General features: G+C 43.3%; 13 protein-coding genes. 7 read left to right on the top strand and 6 right to left on the bottom strand.

Features of this window, described 5'->3' with window-relative positions:
• The first annotated feature begins 8 nt into the window (after positions 1–8).
• Positions 9–1,049: an alpha/beta hydrolase gene (locus AB1Z56_RS13235; RefSeq protein WP_426792289.1), complete on the top strand. Its 1,041-nt coding sequence runs from the start codon at positions 9–11 to the stop codon at positions 1,047–1,049.
• Positions 1,050–1,222: 173 nt separating this feature from the next.
• On the opposite strand, the gene AB1Z56_RS13230 is transcribed toward AB1Z56_RS13235, so the two are convergent.
• Positions 1,223–1,846 (bottom strand): helix-turn-helix domain-containing protein, encoded by a 624-nt coding sequence (locus AB1Z56_RS13230; protein WP_309362797.1) that lies wholly within the window; start codon positions 1,844–1,846, stop codon positions 1,223–1,225.
• 331 nt (positions 1,847–2,177) lie between these two features.
• Between AB1Z56_RS13230 and AB1Z56_RS13225 the strand changes: the two genes are divergently transcribed.
• Positions 2,178–2,864: a hypothetical protein gene (locus AB1Z56_RS13225; RefSeq protein WP_426792288.1), complete on the top strand. Its 687-nt coding sequence runs from the start codon at positions 2,178–2,180 to the stop codon at positions 2,862–2,864.
• A 26-nt stretch (positions 2,865–2,890) separates the two neighbouring features.
• Here the strand turns inward: AB1Z56_RS13225 and AB1Z56_RS13220 are convergent, their stop codons facing one another.
• The 3 genes from AB1Z56_RS13220 to AB1Z56_RS13210 form a co-directional block, all read right to left on the bottom strand.
• The gene (locus tag AB1Z56_RS13220; protein WP_309362799.1) at positions 2,891–3,262 is read right to left on the bottom strand and encodes a helix-turn-helix domain-containing protein; all 372 of its coding nucleotides are present in this window, start codon (positions 3,260–3,262) and stop codon (positions 2,891–2,893) included.
• Between the two features lie 199 nt (positions 3,263–3,461).
• Positions 3,462–5,231 carry a hypothetical protein gene (locus tag AB1Z56_RS13215; protein WP_426792287.1) on the bottom strand — a complete coding sequence of 590 codons (1,770 nt, stop codon included), beginning with the start codon at positions 5,229–5,231 and terminating at the stop codon, positions 3,462–3,464.
• A gap of 28 nt (positions 5,232–5,259) precedes the next feature.
• Entirely contained in the window at positions 5,260–5,454 is a 195-nt protein-coding gene (locus AB1Z56_RS13210) for a hypothetical protein (protein WP_309362801.1), read from the bottom strand.
• 1,058 nt (positions 5,455–6,512) lie between these two features.
• On the opposite strand from AB1Z56_RS13210, the gene AB1Z56_RS13205 reads away from it, so the two are divergent.
• Both AB1Z56_RS13205 and AB1Z56_RS13200 read left to right on the top strand, forming a co-directional pair.
• Positions 6,513–6,884 (top strand): helix-turn-helix transcriptional regulator, encoded by a 372-nt coding sequence (locus tag AB1Z56_RS13205; RefSeq protein WP_309362802.1) that lies wholly within the window; start codon positions 6,513–6,515, stop codon positions 6,882–6,884.
• Positions 6,885–7,301: 417 nt separating this feature from the next.
• A complete protein-coding gene (locus tag AB1Z56_RS13200) occupies positions 7,302–8,792 on the top strand; it encodes a transcriptional regulator (protein WP_426792286.1) in 1,491 nt (496 codons plus the stop codon).
• Positions 8,793–8,845: 53 nt separating this feature from the next.
• Here the strand turns inward: AB1Z56_RS13200 and AB1Z56_RS13195 are convergent, their stop codons facing one another.
• Positions 8,846–9,559, bottom strand: coding sequence for an SDR family NAD(P)-dependent oxidoreductase (locus AB1Z56_RS13195; protein ID WP_426792285.1), 714 nt, complete (start codon positions 9,557–9,559; stop codon positions 8,846–8,848).
• 201 nt (positions 9,560–9,760) lie between these two features.
• On the bottom strand, positions 9,761–10,633 hold the full coding sequence (locus tag AB1Z56_RS13190) for a helix-turn-helix domain-containing protein (protein ID WP_426792284.1): 873 nt from the start codon (positions 10,631–10,633) through the stop codon (positions 9,761–9,763).
• A gap of 402 nt (positions 10,634–11,035) precedes the next feature.
• Here AB1Z56_RS13190 and AB1Z56_RS13185 point away from each other — a divergent pair, with 402 nt between their 5' ends.
• The 3 genes from AB1Z56_RS13185 to AB1Z56_RS13175 all read left to right on the top strand — a co-directional run bounded on the left by AB1Z56_RS13185 (position 11,036) and on the right by AB1Z56_RS13175 (position 20,161).
• Positions 11,036–13,471 (top strand): glycoside hydrolase family 95 protein, encoded by a 2,436-nt coding sequence (locus AB1Z56_RS13185; RefSeq protein ID WP_426792283.1) that lies wholly within the window; start codon positions 11,036–11,038, stop codon positions 13,469–13,471.
• Positions 13,472–13,533: 62 nt separating this feature from the next.
• Entirely contained in the window at positions 13,534–17,436 is a 3,903-nt protein-coding gene (locus AB1Z56_RS13180) for a hybrid sensor histidine kinase/response regulator transcription factor (RefSeq protein WP_426792282.1), read from the top strand.
• 148 nt (positions 17,437–17,584) lie between these two features.
• Positions 17,585–20,161, top strand: a complete 2,577-nt coding sequence (locus tag AB1Z56_RS13175; RefSeq protein ID WP_426792281.1) for a hypothetical protein — start codon at positions 17,585–17,587, stop codon at positions 20,159–20,161.
• The last annotated feature ends 113 nt before the right edge of the window (positions 20,162–20,274 follow it).

The following is a 20,274-nucleotide window of genomic DNA, read 5'->3' as shown; positions in this document are numbered from 1 at the left end:
TTGATGATATGATAATGAAAATTATACCCTACATGATGGCGCTGTTAGGCGTTTTACTGCTGAGCCCGGTAACAGGACAGGAAATTGCGATCGGCGTAAAAACGCCGCTGCAATCGGACATATTGAAAGAGGAACGTAACCTATTGATTTCGGTGCCGGAAGGTTATGAAGATGGTCAAAAGACAAGGTATCCCGTTATCTATATACTCGATGGCGAGACCAATTTCAACTATCTATCCTCCATGTACCATTACCTGAGCCGCGAACCTTTCGGCATTCTTCCACAGGCTATTCTGGTAGGGATTACAAACACCGACCGTACGCGTGATCTGACACCGACTGCGACTGCAAAGGAAAAGGCATTTTCCGGCAAACGGCAGGCCGGTTTTAAAGGGAGCGGCGGCAATGCGGCTTTCATGGATTTTATCAGTAAGGAGCTGTTCCCTTTTATAGAAAAGAATTACCGGTCCAATGGCTTTAAAGTATTGATAGGGCATTCATTTGGCGGACTAGCAGCCATCAATAACTTGCTTGAAGCACCACTGTTCAATGCCTATATCGCGAATGATCCGAGCCTCTGGTGGGACAGTGAACTGCTGATCAGGAAAAGTGAAAATACTCAGCAGGATTTTAAGGGGATACGGCTTTTTCTGGCGCAGGCCAACAATGCACGTGTGCGCAACGTCAAAGATGATGAACATGAAATAGCTATTGGCAAATTCAAGACTTTACTGGAACAGGGACGATTGGCCAATCTGCAATGGAAATATGCATTTTATGAGGAAGACGACCACGGCACGGTTCCGTTGCCGGGTAATAACGATGGGTTACGGTTTATATTCGCACCTTATCGCTGGAATGTGCGAAATGCCTTAAAAGATCCGGAAACGATCCGTCAGCATTTTGATCAGCTTTCGGCCGACATGGGGTATAAATTCCAACCGACGGAACTCTTTTTCAAAAAATTAATGGAGATTGCGGCCGAAAGAAGTACGCCACAGATACTGGAGCAGATCAAAGCTATAGAGCAGCATTATTATCCACAATAGTAAAGATATTCAAAATAAGAACGACAGCAGAAGGGCGCCTATTTAAGGTGCCCTTCTGTTATTCGGGACGTTTTAATCTAAAGAGAAAGCACGGTTCGTGGTTGGCCTAGCCTTTTTTTCCAATGTTGATTTTTATATGACCAAAAGAGTGTCTTGGCTGCACGTTGGGTCGATCAGGATAAAGTGTTCAACGCCGGAATATTTTTAGAATAGAGGTAGGGTCTGCGTGAATCTAAAGGATCACGTTTTTTTCGAGGCAAAACTTTTTTATCCAGTAGTCCGAGTCCCACATATTTTTTGAGTAGGACAGTTAGGCGCTCGGCCCTGATAGGTGTTTGATATTTCTTTTTAAAATCAGTTACCATTTGTTCGATCGTGCGGGTCGTCGAAAAGTAATCAGAATTGTAGATGATCTGCGCCAGAAACTCACGCTGTTCCTTGAGTTTGGTATTTATGTTGTTTTGTGGTGTCGTGTGCGCGAATTCGGCACCCTGCTGTCCGATTGCTGTACCAGGGACAGCCTGAAATGTGGTCAGCTGCTCAAGCAGGCGATCGTCAATAGACAATATTTTTTCAGGATTGAAGAAATCGGACAAATCAATTCCAAAAGATTTGCATAGCCTTGAAAAAGTATCAATGGTGAGCGAAATGGACTTTTTAAGGGCACTTCTCAATGTCGAATAGGATAATCCTGTAAATTTGGCTAAATCTTTTAAAGTTAATCCCGTTAAATCAAGAAGTTCTGTGACCCTGTTTGATACCAGTGTAGCCAGATCAAAGTCAGTTATTTTTCCCATTTAGTTCAATTTTAAGGTTTTACAAGATATCGTTGCTCGTCGAAATTGTAGCAGCTTGCTCCAATTATACTTTCAATTATTGTTGAATTAGATCCGATGATCTCGTTTGACAAAGATAATGGAGACGTAAAAAAAAGGTCAACACAGAGGTATCACATTGCTATCACACTTTTTGGTTAAGCCGTGGAACACGTTTCTAAAAGTTCGATAATGCATAAAAGTCCTCGAAATAAACTATTTTTAGTTCTGAATTTCAGTGACCCTATTTTTAATCGTATTGTTTTTTATGAAAGCGTTTGGACTTATTTTCTTAATTTTCTATTTACTGACCATGGAATCAAAGGCACAGCTTCCGACTTATCGCATGGTCGAATGGGCAACGGCCAATGATATGTCATCAAACAAGGAGGCTACATTCCTGAAATCGATCGAATTTAATAATGCACAGGTCTATAAATACCAGCAAACCTTTATTATCCTACCGCTGAACCCATTCAGTAAAGCAATCTTAACCAAAGACAGTGTATTAATGGAAAGCTGGATCCAGAAGGAAATCTTTCCCATAGATGGGACGCTGAACCGCTTCTATTTCAATAATAGGGAAAAAATGGATCATTTAAATACTTTTGTCCCTGCACTGAAAAAGGAACTCCTGCAAGCGGCAGGAATAGAATCGGCAACAGCTACTGCCGCGGAAATCGATCAGATTTATGCCTTTTTAGCCGACAAGAAGAATTTTGAAAAATATAAATTGAATTATATTGCGGTGATGGGCGATTACCTCAAATCCAAAGCAACACCCGATATAAAGTGGGGGCTGCTGAAAAGTAAACAATTGCTGAATCCGCTCGTACAGATGGCGCTGGTGAAAGAAGATGCGGGACTAGTCTATTATTTTGATCTGGAAGAAAAACTGAATGATTGGGAGCATGGAGACAGAAAAATCGTGGAATATTACTTTCACGATGATCATTGGCGCCGGTCCAATGAGATCGAAACTGCTGTGCCCATTGAATAGGGAGCTGAGATACAGCAGATCACGGTTTATAAATCTGCATGCTGTTTTTTTCGAAAACTGCCCGGAGTTTCCCCGGTACATTTTTTAAAGAACTTTGAAAAGTTCGAGGCATCGTAAGTCAATAGCAACGAAATTTTTGCGATAGAGAATGGGGAATTGATGAGGAGTTCTTTCGCCTTTGCGATAATTTTGAGGTTATAAAAATAACCAGGATGCTTTCCTTTTTCTTTCTGAACGGTATAACTGAGATGCTTAGGCGAAACGGCGATCTCTCGGGCGATCTTGTTGATTGCCATAAATTCCATGGCCTGTCCCTGGAACACATCATCAATATGCTTGTCCAAAAATAGCAAGTATTGCTTTGTGATTTGAGCACCTCTAGTTTCTGATTTCATCATCCTTATAGGTATAGTTAGCGATACGGTTCAATCCAGCTAGTGAAACTGCAGTGAGTTCGGTGAGTGAGAAAAAGCCCGGCGATGGATCATCCGTGCCGAGCTTTTAGAGCCATTGCTCCCAAAAGGAAGTTTATGGTAGATATATAATTCAAAAAATAGGATTACGGCTATTAATTACGTGCGTATGCTACCTGGACGACTATTTGTCCTGGATACAGCGTACGGGATAGCCCGCAGTTTTAAGATAATTCGATGTATCCCAGGATGCTGTAAAGCCACGGCCTTGTCTTGCGTTATTATTTCCGCCAACTTCTGTATTTAACCAGTAAATTGCAGAGCTCTGTCTGATTAACTGCGCTCCGTTGGATGGATTTCTATGGCCCGCTGCAGGAAAGCTTAATTTAATATCGCTGCTCTTTTTACTGGTCATAATATGTGCTGCTGTAAAGTCTGAAAGCCCAACGGTCGTATTGCCGTTAAAATTGGTCCAGTTTCCAATGGAAGTATGGCGTGTATTATTGCCCAGCAGTGTGTACTCCGCTGGACTAGGAACGCGATCTCCGGTGCCACATGGATCTGTCGCTGCTTTTAAAGGTGCTGTCGCTGTACCACTGTTCCAGGAGCCATCTGCCGCAGCTGTTGTATTCCAGCCTGTCATTGCCCCGTCACCGCTATATGCATTTGCGACAGGTGCTTGACGTCCCCATTGGTAATAGCTTCCGTAGAGCGCTTGGATAGATGGAACAACATCCGGATTGTTTAGTGCAGGATTCGTATTATTTACCCCTAGATTGAAGCGGTCCCAACGGTATCCGCCGATGACAGCATAGCGCGCGTCTGCAGCCGTTGCACTTTTGGTTACATTGGACGCATTGACATACCGATCGCTATTAAAACGAAGTTTTAACGTATAAGAATAGCCTGGTTTTAATCCCTGGCCACCGTCCGAGAAACTGAAATTGGCGTCACTTTGATTGATATCATGTCCAATTTTAATGCTACCAGCGTTAATGTTTAAGCTAAGTGAAAAGTTGGAAATGCCAAGCTGGTTAACCAGAACCGTTTTTGGCGTAACACCTACATTTTGCAGCGGCAGAAAATCAGATGCCTGGTTTAGGCCGCTTGCTACTTTACCCGTGCTCATATCGATCACTGGAGCAGCGATCATTCCATTGGAATAATCGATACTGCCGTTGACAGCGACCTCAGAGTTATAGCCACCCTTTTTGTAGTCAGCCTGACCGAAAGTACCTGTCGCATCACTATTGTCTACCTGGATCGTTACACGGGTAAACATATGCTGCAATGGTGTCGTTAAAGGCGTAGGCGTATTGTTACCGAGAATGGTCACATCCTTTTCAACGGCACACATATAATCCCCGCCATCATCATTATAATTAAATGATGGGCGAAGGCCTTGAGCGTCATTGGCGAGGTACATATTTGTTCCTGCATTGACCGGTTCGGGATCCTGAGTTGTGGAACCCACCGAATAGATAAAGAAATTATACTTGTGTCCGACAATCAATTTATCGCCGAAAAATACCTGATTAGCGTTAGAAGCATCACCAACGGCCTGGTCAACATAGGTTCCATCCGTTTCAAAAGCGACAATCCGATACCTTACAGCTCCACGCAAAGATAATAGCTTGGTTGCGGCTTTGTTGTTGGATGCTTTAAGGCCTGAACTTGCAGGAGTGGTTTCTGTAAGTTCTGCTGTAATGGTAAATGGGCCCGACTGCACTTCTTTGGTGAGGTTAAAGGGGTTCGCTACAGTATTGCCGCTTGTTGAAGCTTTGGTAACAGGTGTTTCGTTACTTACGAATTCACCTTCTGTTAAGGTTAGTTTTATCCCAGCTTTATTCAGATTGACTGTCTCTCCAGCTTTATCCTTACTGCAGGAAACAGCAAGGGCGAGCAGGATAATCGAGGCGAATTTTATCTTTGTGATCTGATACATTTTTTTCATAATTGTTGTTAAAAGTTTTTGATTGTTGTTAATTCCACCATTCACCGCCATTCGGATCCTTGGTTTCTGTTCCGCCGCTGTTCCAATCTGTTTCGGAAACGCCTGATCCGCCTCCTGGTTGGGCCGATCCAACTGATCCGGCAGCAATCCCTTCTTCCATTTCCACCTTCGACTGTTCAATCATGGGGCGTAGGTAGGTCTTTTTTTCAGTTCTTTTTTTCATGTTTGCAATATTATTTGGTTTATGATATTAACATTTACGAAGTTGTACATAGCGCGCAGTGAAGGATCTATGCATCTATATTTTGTAAATGGTTTTCGTTAGTTGAGATTTCAATGGCTTGTCGTAGTTTGTGATGAACTAAATATGTTGTTTATGTTAATTTCTCTTTAATTAAATAATTCCCAATGCAACTGTGATTTATATCGTAGATAGACGGGCGCGATCGACCCAGACACAGCTTGTTCTCTGCCACAAAGATAGTTTGGATTGAAAATATAATAAGAATATGATGCTATCACATTTTTATCACAAAAATATCACACGTGTTATTAATTGCTTGTTTTTTAGTGTTTTGTTGTTTGGTTTTGCTTTTTTAAGATGCAATCGGACATTGATTTTTCATTCATTGCGATTAGATTACTCGCTTCATAGGGACGGAATTTTTTTTGGATAATTTTTTTCTTTAATCTATATCCTGTTTTTTATCCGTTTTCATAGCTTCTATATTGCGGCTCGAGGTTTTGCGTCGGTGACCTGGATTGGTCAAAAGTCTTCTAAATAAGTAAGCAGTTAGCCTCGGATAAGTTCTTCAATGCTAAGAAAATCTTTCGTTCTTGATGCAAATGGCCTGGTGTTAACTCTTGGACTTAAATTTTGAATGTCTTTTTTAGTGTTGTTAAATATTTGTTTTATAGGTTTTTATAAAGTGTGATATTAATGTGAAAGGCTGTTTTTTTTGTTTCTCTCTTTTAATACAAATATTTGTCAAGCAGAATCGGGTAGGGTATCTAGGACGCTGATCTTCTGGATGTGGACATAGCAAAATAAGCTGTTAAATCTTGTAAATATTAATTTGAATTATCCCCGGATCAATTTGCGTGAAGATCCGTGATAATATATTTGGATTTACTCGGCAGGGTCACCGGGCCAGGCCGAGTTTAATTGCTTACATCAGCTTGTTCACGCTGAAAGTATAAAATAGCCATCAGCTTTTGAGAAGGGGGATTCGGCTCAAGACACGAAATATAGAATAGAATTTGCTGCAAAAAAATGTCAAAATGGAAGGGAATAACTTTAATAATTTAATTGCTTTAGCGAAGAACAATGATGCCGAATTTTTGGCTTTGTTTAATGAAATCTATCCCGAGTTTGTTGCTTCATTAAAGACAATAAACCCCAAAATCCGTAGCTCAGAACTGGAATTCTGTGCCCTGACCTTTCTGAATTTTTCAACCAAACATATTGCCCAATATACTTTTGTAACGGTCCGGGCAGTTCAGATACGCAAAAATAGACTGCGCAAAAAACTCAATATTGCTTCCGATATAGATTTTAATAATTGGATGCGCGATCAGATTCGGCCAAATCCATTCACCGAATTGGAACATAGTGCTATTGTGGCTACAAAAAAAATGGCATACTCTTTATAATTTTTTCGATTGACCGTGGATGAATGAAAACAAAAAGATATTTAGATAATGTGTGATATTTTTGTGATAGATAAATTTTCTTAGTTTCTTTTAAGGGTCAATATCTTTGTCTTTTATGAATAGATTGATGCAATACAACATGGTTATTTTGTTCTTGCTGCAGTAATTTGCCAGCATTGGCCTAGCTTGAATGTGAAAATACGGTTTTACATTTTAGATAGATGATCTTGTTATTTATGACATATTATTTTAATAACTATAATGGAGATCGTTGTCAATATAAGTGGATTGCAAAATTAAATTCGCATCGATTTAATGTTTTAAAATTATTAGATTTGCGCCGACCTTTTGCTTTAAGACGATAAGTTGCCTTAAATAAAGGGGATAAATACCTACTTGATACAATCTACCTATACAATGAAAAAGCTCCTTCTCCTTTCAATTTTAATATTATTTGCGTTTAAAGGAATTGCCGTTGATCACCAGAAGCACGAAGTTGATTCTCTGTTGAATAAAACAAGAGAATTATTTAACACCGGCCAATTGCTACCCTATATAGAGACAGCTATAAAAGCACTTAATCTGTCCAACGAAACAAACTATGATGAAGGTAAAGCGAAAGCCCATTCTTGGATAGCCGAAGGCCTTGTGACCGTGGGGCTTTTTAAAGAAGGACTGAAGCATCTTGAAAGTGTCGAAAAAACGGATTTTTATAGGAAAGGTATTCTTGCGCAGTCCGAAGTCCATCGGGTGCGCGGAAGGGCCTATGGGGAGCTTAGGCTGTATCAGCAGGCCATTCGGGAGTTTCGTCTGCAGCTGGGCCTGATCAAAAATCTCACGGGCGAAAAACAAAAAAAATCCTATCAATTTACCTACGAAAATCTAAGTATTGTTTTTGATGCGATCAGTCAACTAGATTCGGTGGAAAAGTATAATCAGCTTCTATTGAATAACCTGAAGGGTGAGGATGAAAAGAAGGAGGTTTTCCGCTATCTCGTGGTTTATGACAACCTGGGGAAGTTATATGTGAAGAAAAACGATTTTTTGAAGGCTCAACAATACCTCGACAAAGCCCTGGCACTTGTGGAAAAATATAAAATACCTGTTGTGCTAAATACCTATTCTTCCCTTGGTACCCTAGAAGAAAAGAAGGGAAATTTGAGACAAGCGGCAGATTTTTATGAAAGGAGTTTAGCAAATAAGCGGGCGATCGGCAGTAGAAATGGGATGAAGAATTCTTACCGAGAGCTAGCTGATTTTTATCGGAGAACCAAGGTAGACAAAGCGAAAGCTGATCAATATAACATGGCCTTTAGCCGACTTAATGACTCTCTCGAAAGTGAAAATAGGCAGGTTGTTGATCAGGTGCTCAGCCAGATCCTGAAATTGAAAGATGAGGAGTCGAATACCAAGGTCTCCAAGTCAGTGACGATTGCTATGGCAGCATTAGCGCTGTTGCTGGCTGCGATCGCTTTTTTTGTCTGGCGACACAAGCATAACCGCAAGATTTTGGATGAAAAAGAAGAAGCTCTGCAGGAAACGGAAACCATCAATAAGGAACTGACGGAGCAGATCGGCGAAAATAAATTCAATAATCTGATCGAGCTGGCTAAAAGCAATAACCCGGAATTCTTGATCTTGTTTACCGAACTATATCCCGAGTTTATCCAGGCATTGAAAACCCTCGATCCCAATCTTCGAAGTACCGAACTGGAATTTTGTGCCATGGCCTTTCTCAACTTCTCGACCAAAAACATTTCGGAATATACCTTTGTGACCATCAGGGCGGTGCAGGTCCGGAAAAATAGATTGCGCAAGAAGTTTGACATTCCTTCGGATGCGGATTTTAATAATTGGATGCGTGAGCTAGCTGGAACGCCAACGATGCCATTGCAATCCGAGGACTAAAAAAGGAAGCTTGTAAAGTGCCCCAGAAAGTTAGCTGCTTTCTGGGGCACTTTTTAGTCAAAAAACAGCGTGTTGATTGGGTTTTCCCGCACGAATGTCCTTGTGGTGGGATCTGGGTAGATCCGGTCTTCATCGTTTTCAATACCCTGGCAAATCGCCTGTGCAATGTCTTTGGGCTCGGCTTTGGGCGATGCGGTCTGTTCGGGTGTCATTGCCGTGTTGACATAGCCCATGTAGACGCCCATGACTTTGATTCCCTTTTCGGATAGTTCTTCACGGATGGTTTCTGTCAGAATATGTGTGGCCGTCTTCGAGGCACAATAGGTTCCCAGTCGTTTGACCACAGCAAGGCTTCCTATCGAAAGGATGTTGACAATGCCTCCCTGCTCCTGTTGAAGTAAATGGGGGAGAAAATGATTGATCATTTCAATGACACCAATGTAATTCACTTTCATTTCGAACAAGGCAGCCTGTCCTGCTTTTTCTTCCAGAAATGGTACTTTAAACTCAACTCCGGCATTGTTGATCAGTAGATCGGTGTCTGCACATTTTTGAGCGCAGGCCCGGATGCTGTCTGTATTGGTGATATCCAGTTCAAGGGGGACAATCTTATCGCCAAAGGTCTCAAACTTGCTTTTTAACGTAGCGAGATTGAGCCCTGTCGCATAAATTTTCTTGACGTTTTTGGTCATCAGCTTCGCGATAATTGCTGTTGCAATTCCACCATCGGCACCGGTTATCAGGATTGTTCTGTCGGTTAATATCATCGATTGTCTGGTCTAAAGTTAATATGTCTGCCTGTTTTGAATAGGTTTTACAGCTTCTCTACTTGTTTTGTCGTCATCACGGCCGTCCTTGTGTAAACAGCAGGTTCTATAAATATAGGAAATTATGTAAGTGAAGTGCTTAGCCGTGGTTTTTTATTTCTGACGTTTATCGGGAGTATAATTAGATAAGTCAGCTGCTTGTTAACCTTTATTCGTGAGTAGCTGACTTCTGTAGTCAGAAGGCGTAATCCCTTTAATCGCTTTAAAGAACTTGTTGAAGTTGGGCAAGGAGTTGAAACCACAGGCGTAAGCGATATGGGTAATGGGGTTTTCATCCCGGGCCAGAAGCCTGCAAGCTTCATTAATCCGTACTTCATTGACAAATTTCGAGAATGTTTTCCGTGTGCGTGCTTTGAAAAATCGACAAAAGGACGGTTTGGTTAAATTCGCCAGCTTAGCGGCCTCATCTAGGGAAATTTCATCGTTAAAATTTTCAAAAACATAATTGTATATACTAAAAATAATTTCTCCGTCCTTTAGGGGCAGTCCATCGATATATAGCTTATCGGAGAGTATCCTGTATTCTTCGGTATGAAGTAGGATAGCTAATGATTTAAAGAGATAGACCGTTTTTTGTATATCAGGTGCAGAGACCATTTTTCGCAGTATTTTTTTTAACTTATTTTTTGTCTCTCCATAAAATAACATGCCCTGTCTCGATTTTTCCAGGAAGTCATTGAGCTGAGATATTTCAAATAATAAGGGACAAAAAGACTGCAGTCCTTCCGGATCGAAAATCAGTGTTATCGAAGCGGCGCTGTGCCCTTCGGAGGCCACTGTATCCTCAGGGTGCCAAACGTGAGGCAGGCCAGGACCAATAAAAGTCAATTCATCACTTTCAAAGTCTTCCAGCTGATCACCTATGCAGCGTTGACCATTGCTCCTGATGATGTAGGTAAGTTGGCATTCACTGTGAAAATGATATTCGGAAAGAAAATTAGGACAATTTTCGTGTCGGATTTCAAAAATCCTGTTTCCTAAATTTGAAAGTGCTTTCGCATAAATTGGCCGCATAGATTCTTAAAATATTTGAATGAATCACCTAATAAGGTCGACTTACTATCCTAGATTTAAAATTGTAACTCAAAGGAAGCATTTTTAATAAAGAAAGTCATGTATTAAAAGCTTAAAATCATGTAAAATATTACTTTTTGATGCTGTTTCCTTAGCACTTGCTCCTGGAATAACCTGATCCAGATGAAGCCATATAAGGGCGAAAGTGTAAAGTCGGATGCTGAAAAAAGCCAAGCAATTTTGGTTAATAGGGCATCTAAAAAGAGCAATAAAGTGTAAGTGTTTGTAAATAGGTATCCTTATTTTTGGCTATATGGCGTGGATGGAGTGTTTTTCTATTGCGAACAGTTGGCATTGCATCCCTAAATCGAATCGTAAACCTCAATGAAATAGAACACAACAATGATAAACCTGAACCGAATATGTACGGGTATTGCACTATGTTTTCTGCTGTCGGTGGAAATTGCTGTTGCGCAGACCCAAGTCAATAAAAAAAACAAAATCTGGTTCGAACAGCCGGCAAATGCTCTGGCGGTAGACTCCAAAAATGGTTGGGAAAGTGATCCCGAATGGTTAAAAGCCTTGCCTATTGGCAATGGTAGCTTGGGGGCCATGGTCTTTGGGGATGTCAACCGGGAACGGATCCAGCTCAATGAAATGACGCTTTGGAGTGGCAGCTTTGATGAGGGCGACAATCCTGCCGCCTCGCAGTCCCTGTCAAAGATCCGTGAACTGCTCTTTCAGGGGAAATACAAGGAAGCGACCGAACTGACTAATAAAACCCAGATTACAAAGGGAAAAGGCTCAGGAAGTGGTAATGGGGCCAATGTGCCTTTTGGCTGCTTCCAGACCTTGGGTGACCTACGCCTGGACTTTGGCACAGATGCACCATACCAGGATTATCACCGCGAACTGGATCTGATAAACGGTATCGCTTCCAGTTCTTTTGTCCAAAACGGGGTCAGGTTTACCCGTGAGATCTTTGCCAGTCATCCCGATCAGGCAATCGTAATACGCCTGACCGCTGATAAAGCCGCCGCAATCAATGTGCTTTTCAATCTGGATCGGCCAGAAAGGTTTGAAACTGAAATAGCGGCATTGCATGGGTTGCGCATGTTTGGTGTGCTCAATAATGGTAGGGGCGGAAATGGTATGCGTTACGAGGCTCAGGTGACGCCCATCCTGGAAGGGGGACGCATCAGCAGCCAGACCAAAGACGGGGTGCAAATTAAAGGGGCCAACGCCGTAACGCTTATCGTAACAGCAAAGACAAACTATAAGCAGCATTATCCGGATTATACCAATACCAATTATCAAAAAGAGCATCTCGGCATTATTAAATCGGCTATGGCCAAATCGTATCCGACTTTAAGGGATCGTCATATCAAAGACTTTTCTTCGTTTATGGAACGCGTGACTTTTCAGTTGGGGAATGATAGCCCCAATCTTCCGACCAATGAGCTAATGGCCAATAATTTCCGTTCCGGAAATGAACAGGCCTTATATCCCCTGTATTTTCAGTATGGCCGATACCTTTTGCTTTCTTCTTCGAGAGCGGGTGGGCTGCCGGCAAACTTGCAGGGGATCTGGGCCAACAAGATACAGACCCCGTGGAATGGCGACTATCATACCGATATCAATGTACAGATGAACTACTGGCCTGCGGAAGTGGCCAATCTATCTGAATCGCATCGTCCGCTGATGGACCTGATTGCTTCACTTGTAGCACCGGGAAGCAAAACCGCCCAGATTCAATATGGTATGCACGGATGGGCGCTGCATCCGATTACGAACGTTTGGGGTTATACTTCTCCGGGAGAAAGTGCCAGCTGGGGGATGCACATCGGTGCGGGGGCCTGGATAGCCCAGCATATTTGGGAGCATTACGCTTTTACGCAGGATAAAGATTTTCTGCGCTGGGCTTACCCCATATTGAAAGGGTCTTCGACCTTTTACCTGGACTGGCTGGCGGCAGACCCCAAAACAGGTCTACTGGTTTCGGGGCCGTCACCTTCACCCGAGAATTCCTTTAAAGCACCTGACGGATCCACGGCGCAGATCAGCATGGGACCTTCACATGATCAAGAGGTTATTTATAATCTATTTGACCATACGCTTCACTCGGCAGCGATCTTGGGACTAAAAGAAGATGAGTTTTTAAATCGCTTGCAGGCATCGAAGGCTAAATTGTCCCGTCCGAAAATCGGCCGCGACGGTCGTCTGATGGAATGGGCCGAAGAGTTTGAAGAGGTAGAACCTGCTCACCGTCATCTGTCCCACCTGTTTGCCCTTTATCCGGGCAATGAGATCACCGTCAGCCGTACACCCGACCTGGCAAAAGCTGCACAGCTATCGCTGGAAAAACGGGGCGACGATGGGGTGGGCTGGACCTACGCTTGGAAGATCGCGCTTTGGGCGCGCTTGCATCAGGGCAATCGAGCTTTGAAACTCCTTAATAAACAATTGCGGCCTACAGTGGATATGGATACCAAATACGATGGTGGTGGGGGTACTTACTATAATCTGTTTGATGCATGCCCACCGTTTCAGATCGACGGCAACTTTGGGGTGATCGCGGGCATGGCCGAGATGCTGCTGCAGAGCCACGAAGATTTTATCGAACTGCTTCCGGCACTTCCCGACAGCTGGAAAGATGGTGAAATAAAGGGGCTGATGGCACGTGGAGCCATTGAAATTGATCTGAAATGGGCAGATGGAAAATTGCTGAGCGCAGGGGCAAAGGCCAAAAAACGCCAAAAATGCCAGATTAAATATGCTGGCAGGCTGCTTGATGTTGAACTGCCGGCTGGTAAAAGGGTGGAGCTCCAATTGCGATAATAGATTGCATAGGCTGTATTCCAACAGAATTAATTAAGTTTGTGGTATAGCGCTTATAACACATGCAATCTCTTTATTTCTATTGGTTACTTGTCTGTTCCTTGATCAGTACTGCTGTCGTCGGGCAATCGCTAGATTATCCTTCCTTTCGGAATATTTCTCTGGGAACAAATGCAAATACAGTCCATTCATTTGCGCAGGATAGCCTGGGGATGCTTTGGCTGGGAAGCAACAATGGACTATTTAATTACGATGGGTATGCGCTGCAGCCGCTTACGGGAACGAAATCTCCTTTTCAGACTTTTGTTTACTGCATTGCGCTGATTGATAGCAAACATTTCGCATTGGGGACAGGGCAGGGGGTATTGCTCTATAATTATCAATTCGACCGTTTTGAATCTTTTCCGGCAGGGGGTCCTTCAGATGTCAGGTCGCTGCTGCTCGTTGGCGACACCTTATGGATAGGGTCCATAGCTGGTTTGTACTGCTATAATACCAAAACGCGTGAACTCGTCGATTATGGTAAGCTCTTCCCCAAGAATATAGCAAAAACTGCTGTATACGCTCTTGATAAGGTTGGTGATAGAATTTTAATAGGTACGTACAATGGGCTTTTCGAGTTGAATCCAGCGAAAAAAGATATCGTATCCCTGACGCTTCCCGATTACAAACCTGGGAGCAACCAGTTTGTCAATTCTATATTTTCTATTCCGGCATCGGCAAGTACCTATGTCGGGACTGAGTATGGCCTTTATCTCTATAATACTAAAAAACGTACCCTCCTGAAGACTCCTGTGCTGCAAAATCATCCCATCAAAGCGATGGCTTCCAAGGATTCAAATACCTTGCTTGTAGGTACAGACGATGGCCTTTTTACTTATCAACCGGCTCAGCAGCTGGTCCAGCGAATCAAGCATGATTCCCGCAATAGAAATTCGCTGGCTAATAATATCGTATGGAGTATCTTTAAGGACCGGTCTGAAAATATCTGGCTGGGCACGGACCTTGGTTTTTCTTTATGGTCCAACCGTAAGGTGGAAAAAATACTGCCCATCTATCAATTGACAGCAAGCAGCGACGGTAATCGTTTTTATAAGATTGCTAAGGATCGCACTGGCTGGTATTGGCTAGGGGGCGACAACGGTTTGATTCGGGTACATGGACTGGACGATAAAAATACGGAAAGCAACTGGTATCGCATGGATGCCAAAACCTATCGTCTAGCACACAACCGTATCCGGGATATATTTCAAGATCATTCGGGATTGGTGTGGATAGCCTCCGACGGTGGTGTCAATGTGTTTGATACGCATACCAAACAATTTAAAAGCTTTACAATTGTCGATGCAAGTGGCAGACGAAATGCGAAATGGTCCTATGATATCTTACAGGATGGACAGGATAATCTCTGGGTCGCCTCTTATATGGGGGGAATATTTGTTGTCAGCAGAAATAGGCTGTTGGAAGCGGCCGGCCCGGTTATAGCAAACCGTAATTTCAGTAAAGCTGATGGCCTTTTGGAAGATTTTGCCAATCAGATTGTTGATAATGGAAGGGGGGAGATATTGGCGCTGTTCTATAATAAAGGGATCAGCAGCATTGAGGTGGCAACAGGGAAAATAACAGAACTTAAAGACAGCGCAGGGCATGCGCTGGATCAGGCAACCTTTATGCTGAAAGATAGGGAGCATACGATCTGGGTAGGGGAGCATGGCGAATTGCGGCGGATTGCAGCAGACGGAAAAAACACATTAGTTCGTTTTGATCCTGTCGGGAAGGGGGAAGTGACTGCCATGGCCGAGGTCAACGAAAATATTTGGGTGGCAACAAGTGCTGGGGTCTGGCAGATTAATAAGCAGAGTCTAAAAGCTGAATTATTAAGGTACGGACAGCGGATCTCCTCGATGTATTACGATGCTGAACGGGAGGAAGTGGTCTTGGGTGGAATCGATGAGGTGGTCTTATTGCCTGCGCAAAACGGACCAACGGATCTGGATAGGTCCAAAAAGATCGTGCTTACCGCTATGTATGTCAATAATGAACGATTTGGCAGTTATGGCTACGGTTTGCGTTATCGGAACGAGATAAGCTTGGCGCACGATCAGAATAACCTCCGACTCGAGTTTTCCGACCTGGATTATGGGAATCATTTGGGCTATCGTTTGGCCTATGCTTTTAAAGGTAAAAATGAAACCTGGATTCCAATGGAACGGGGTGATAACAAGGTGCTTCTATCCAACTTAAATTCGGGTAGCTACGAGCTTCAGCTGGCGAAAGTAGATATTGCTGGCCATGTTGTTTCGGAAATTTATACCTACGCTATTCAGATCCGTTATCCTTGGTATGCGACCTATTGGGCCAAAAGTCTCTATGTGCTCATTGCTGGTTTCCTGCTCTTCTGGATTGTCAATTTTTTCAGGGTACGCAGCACGTTAAAATGGGAAAGACGTGAACGGCGGAAGGTCCTGGAGCTCACCAAGATGAAAATGGACTTCTTGACCGCTGTATCGCACGAGCTCAAAACGCCGCTAAGTCTGATTTTGGCTCCCGTAAGCCAAATGATGCGACAGACAAAGAACAGTGATAAAAAGAAACAGTTGGATGGCGTACATCGAAATGCCTTAAAAATCAGCCAGCTTATTCAGGAATTGATGACTTTTGATCAGGTCGAACAGCAGCAGATGCCGCTGCAGGGATTGCTTACCTCTCAGATTGATCTGGTTGCTTATTGCAGACAGCTCATAGCTGACTGGCAGCAGGTGCCTGAGTATAGTACCATCCATTTTGACTTTGTCAGTACTATAGAAAGCTTTTTTATACAGACGGATGTAGCCAAGCTAGGATCGATTGTCAACAATTTGATTGTCAATGCCTGTAAGTATAATCGTCCTGAAGGTCGTGTTGACTTGCGACTGGAAGTAATTGGGGAGGCTATAAAGCTTGCCGTTCGGGATACTGGGATTGGTATCGCTCCCGAAGACCTGCCTTATGTATTCAGCAAATTCTACCGCTCTTCCCTGAAAGAAGTGAGTGCAGTACAGGGGACCGGTGTTGGCCTATACCTGGTCAAAAGTTATTGTGAGCAGTTGGGCTGGAGTGTTGATATCGCGAGCAACCCAAAGGGCACAAGCGTGACGCTCAGCTGGAGGCAGGACAATATAAACGATAAGGATCCTGCTGAAAGTACCCCGGCAGCAGGCAAAAGAAAATTGCTGATCATTGAAGATAATGCCGAACTTGCTGATTTTTTACAAAATGCCATGCAGGTACATTATGATTGCCGCATTGCTGGCGACGGCAGTGAAGGCTTACGTTTAATCGACGGGCATATCTTTATGCCGGATATTATCCTGACAGATGCCATGATGCCCACTATGGGGGGAATTGAAATGGTTAAAAGGCTGCGGCAAAATATCGTCACAGCAACGATACCGGTCATGCTGCTGACAGCACAGAACGATGAGCTCATCAGACGCGAGTGGGTTGCTGCCGGAATAGATGCTTACATGGCCAAACCTTTCGATCTGGACTTGCTGCAGATACAGCTATTGCAGCTCTTGGATAGGAAAGATAAGCTTGTCGTGCAGTTGCGTATCGATGAAATCAGTAAACCAGCCGAACCCGCTGCTGTACATTCGCCGGATGAAAAGTTCCTGGCAAACGTGACACAGCTGATTGAAGAAAATATGGACGATTCGGAATTCTCGGTACAGCGGCTCAGTGAGCTCACTGATGTTGCTGCGAGACAGCTCTATCGTAAAATTAAACAATTAACAGGATATACACCTGTGGAGTATATACGCAGCATTCGTATCAAGAAAGCCGCGCTCTTACTGCAGCAACAGAAGTTTACCGTTGCCGAAGTGATGTATATGGTCGGATTCTCCAATGCCTCTTATTTCTCTAAATGTTTTCAGTCGGAATTTGGGATGTCACCAAAAGTGTATATGGATTCTTTTGTTTAAGTGTTTGATTTTTAGTGGTGTTTGCTGTGCTGGAGAAATAGCGATGTCCAATTTGTGTTGTTCTTTGTCCGATATGTGGCCTTAAAAAATAATACCGTTTGATAGGTTTGTAAGAGTAATAACCAAAAATTATAAATCGATACAATCCATGCGTGTAATTATTTTATGCTGCTTTGCTCTTTTGGGCTACGCTAAGTCCTATGCACAATTTAAGGCCAGTAAAAATGTCCCCACAGTTTTTGTAGATCGTGAAGGTGTCATGCGCTGGTCTGACTCCAAAGCGGAGGCATCATTTTATGGCGTCAACTATACAGTTCCTTTTGCCCATGCCTTTCGGGCGCTACAGGCTAAGGGGATAGATCGTAAGCAGGCCATTGATCGCGACGTCTACCACTTTGCTCGTTTGGGATATAATGCTTATCGTATCCATATTTGGGATGTGGAGATCTCTGATAAAAATGGTAACCTGATCAGCAATGAACACCTGGATTTGTTGGACTATCTTTTCTTTAAACTCCAGGAGAGAGGCATCCGGATCCTGATTACCGGAATGACCAACTTTGGAAATGGCTATCCCGAAAGAAATATAAATACGGATGCATTTACTTACCACTACGATAAGTGTAAGGTTCATGCCAATCCACAAGCGATAGCTGCACAGGAAAAATACATCAGTCAATTGCTTAGCCATGTCAACCCGTATACTGGGCATACTTATCAGACGGACCCTTACATCATTGGATTTGAGATCAATAATGAGCCTTGTCATACCGGAGCCATTCAGACGACTTCGGATTATATTGCCCGGATGGTTAAGACCATGAAGAAAAATGGTAACAAAAAACCTATTTTCTACAATGTAAGCCATAATATGGATCATGTAAAGGCTTATTTTGATGCTGATATCCAGGGGACCACTTATCAATGGTACCCTGTGGGGCTGGTTGCGGGACGTGAACGTCAGGGAAACTTTCTGCCCTACATCGATCAATACGATATTCCTTTTTCAAACTTGAAGGGCTTTGCCAATAAAGCAAAGGCAGTCTATGAATATGATCCTGCGGATAATCTCTACAGCTACATGCATCCCGCCATGAGTCGCACATTCCGTTCGGCAGGATTTCAGTGGATTACTCAGTTTGCCTACGATCCAATGGATATGGCAGCTTACAATACCGAATATCAGACGCATTATCTCAATTTGGCCTATACGCCGGCAAAAGCGCTGAGTACCATGATCGCTGCAGAGGTGGCTTATGCCATACCGAGAAATAAAAAATTTGAGCGCTATCCACAGGATACCTTATTTGGCGATTTTAGGGTTAGTTATGAAGAGGATCTCTCCTTGATGAATGCACCAGATAAATATTTTTATACGAATAATACAGCAGTAAAACCTATAAAACCAGAAAAATTGCAGCATATCGCTGGTCATGGGTCATCGCCGGTGGTGGATTACCGGGGATCAGGTGCTTATTTTTTGGATCTTCTGGAAGATGGTCTATGGCGTCTGGAAGTGATGCCGGATGCAGAAAAAATCGCTGATCCTTTTGCTAAGCCATCCCTCAATCGTGAGGTGGTGCATATCCTGTACCGGTCGCAGACGATCGATGTTCGGATACCTGATCTAGGCGACATGTTCACTGTGCAGCAGCTTTCGCAACAAAATGGTGGCGGAGCGGGTATTTCGGTAGCCAAAACAAGTTTCAGTGTTGAACCAGGTGTGTATCTCCTCAAACGAAAGGATCTCCAGCTAAAAAATAACTGGACAGTTTCTTCATCCTGGAAAAATGGCTATTTGGGTGAATATTATGCGCCAAAAGCTCAACCACTGAAGCAAGCTTTATTGATACACCAGCAGCCCGAAGCGCTGGAAAAAGGTCGCGCTGCCAAACTGCAGTTCCGTTATATTTTTGAAAAACAACCCGATTCGATTATTTTACAAACGGATCAAGTGTCGTTTTGGAAAGATCATAATCCCTACATTAAGCTGATCCCCAAAGATAGCAGCACCTATGAAGCGGTGATTCCGGCAGCGCTGTTAGGCGGCAATGAGTTGAAATATACCGCGACAGTGTTTGTCGGTGGGAAGCAATTCACTTACCCTAACAACCAGGCCGGTGCCCCGCTTGACTGGGATTATCGGGTCAATAGTTATTGGACGGTCGGACTGTATGAGCAGCATGCTCCTGTTACTTTGTTCGAATCCTTATCTAAAGTAGCTTCTTTGGAAACTTTCGCAATTCCCGAAACCGCTTATATGACTGCAGAACGGCAGCAACAGGATTTAGGAAAACTCCCTTTTTGGACGTATACCTTTCATGCCAAGGATCCAGGCGTGAAGTATTTTTGGCTAAAGGATATCAGAACAGCGGTTCTTGAACGGCCTGCCGGGCTCAATGCCGCTAAAAAGCTTTGCATACTCTTAAAACATCAGGGGGAAAATCCGGTGCTGAAAGCTGGCTTTGTGACAAAAAAGGGGTATACCTACGTAAAAAAGATGCATGCTGAATCAGATGTCGAAACATTGGTCCGTATTGATTTAGCGGATCTGCAGCTTGTGCCGACAGCTTTGCTTCCTGCTCCTTACCCTGTTTTTCTTGAACGCTTTTTTAATCCGGTGGTTCCAATTCAATTTGACAAAAGGGATATCGAAAAGCTCATTATCTCGGGGGAAAATATGGATGGCGCAACTTTATCCATCGCAGCGATATGGCTAGAATAACTGTATAGTGCGCTTTTACGCAACTAATCATTCCGTTTAGAATGCCAATGTACTGTTCGGGGCGTCATTTTTCGGATCGTTGCGAAGGCTGAACGAATTGACAAGTGAGTTTT

It is taken from the genome of Sphingobacterium sp. WOUb80, from assembly GCF_050058145.1.
Taxonomy (GTDB): domain Bacteria; phylum Bacteroidota; class Bacteroidia; order Sphingobacteriales; family Sphingobacteriaceae; genus Sphingobacterium.
This window is presented reverse-complemented; position numbering and strand designations above follow the sequence as displayed.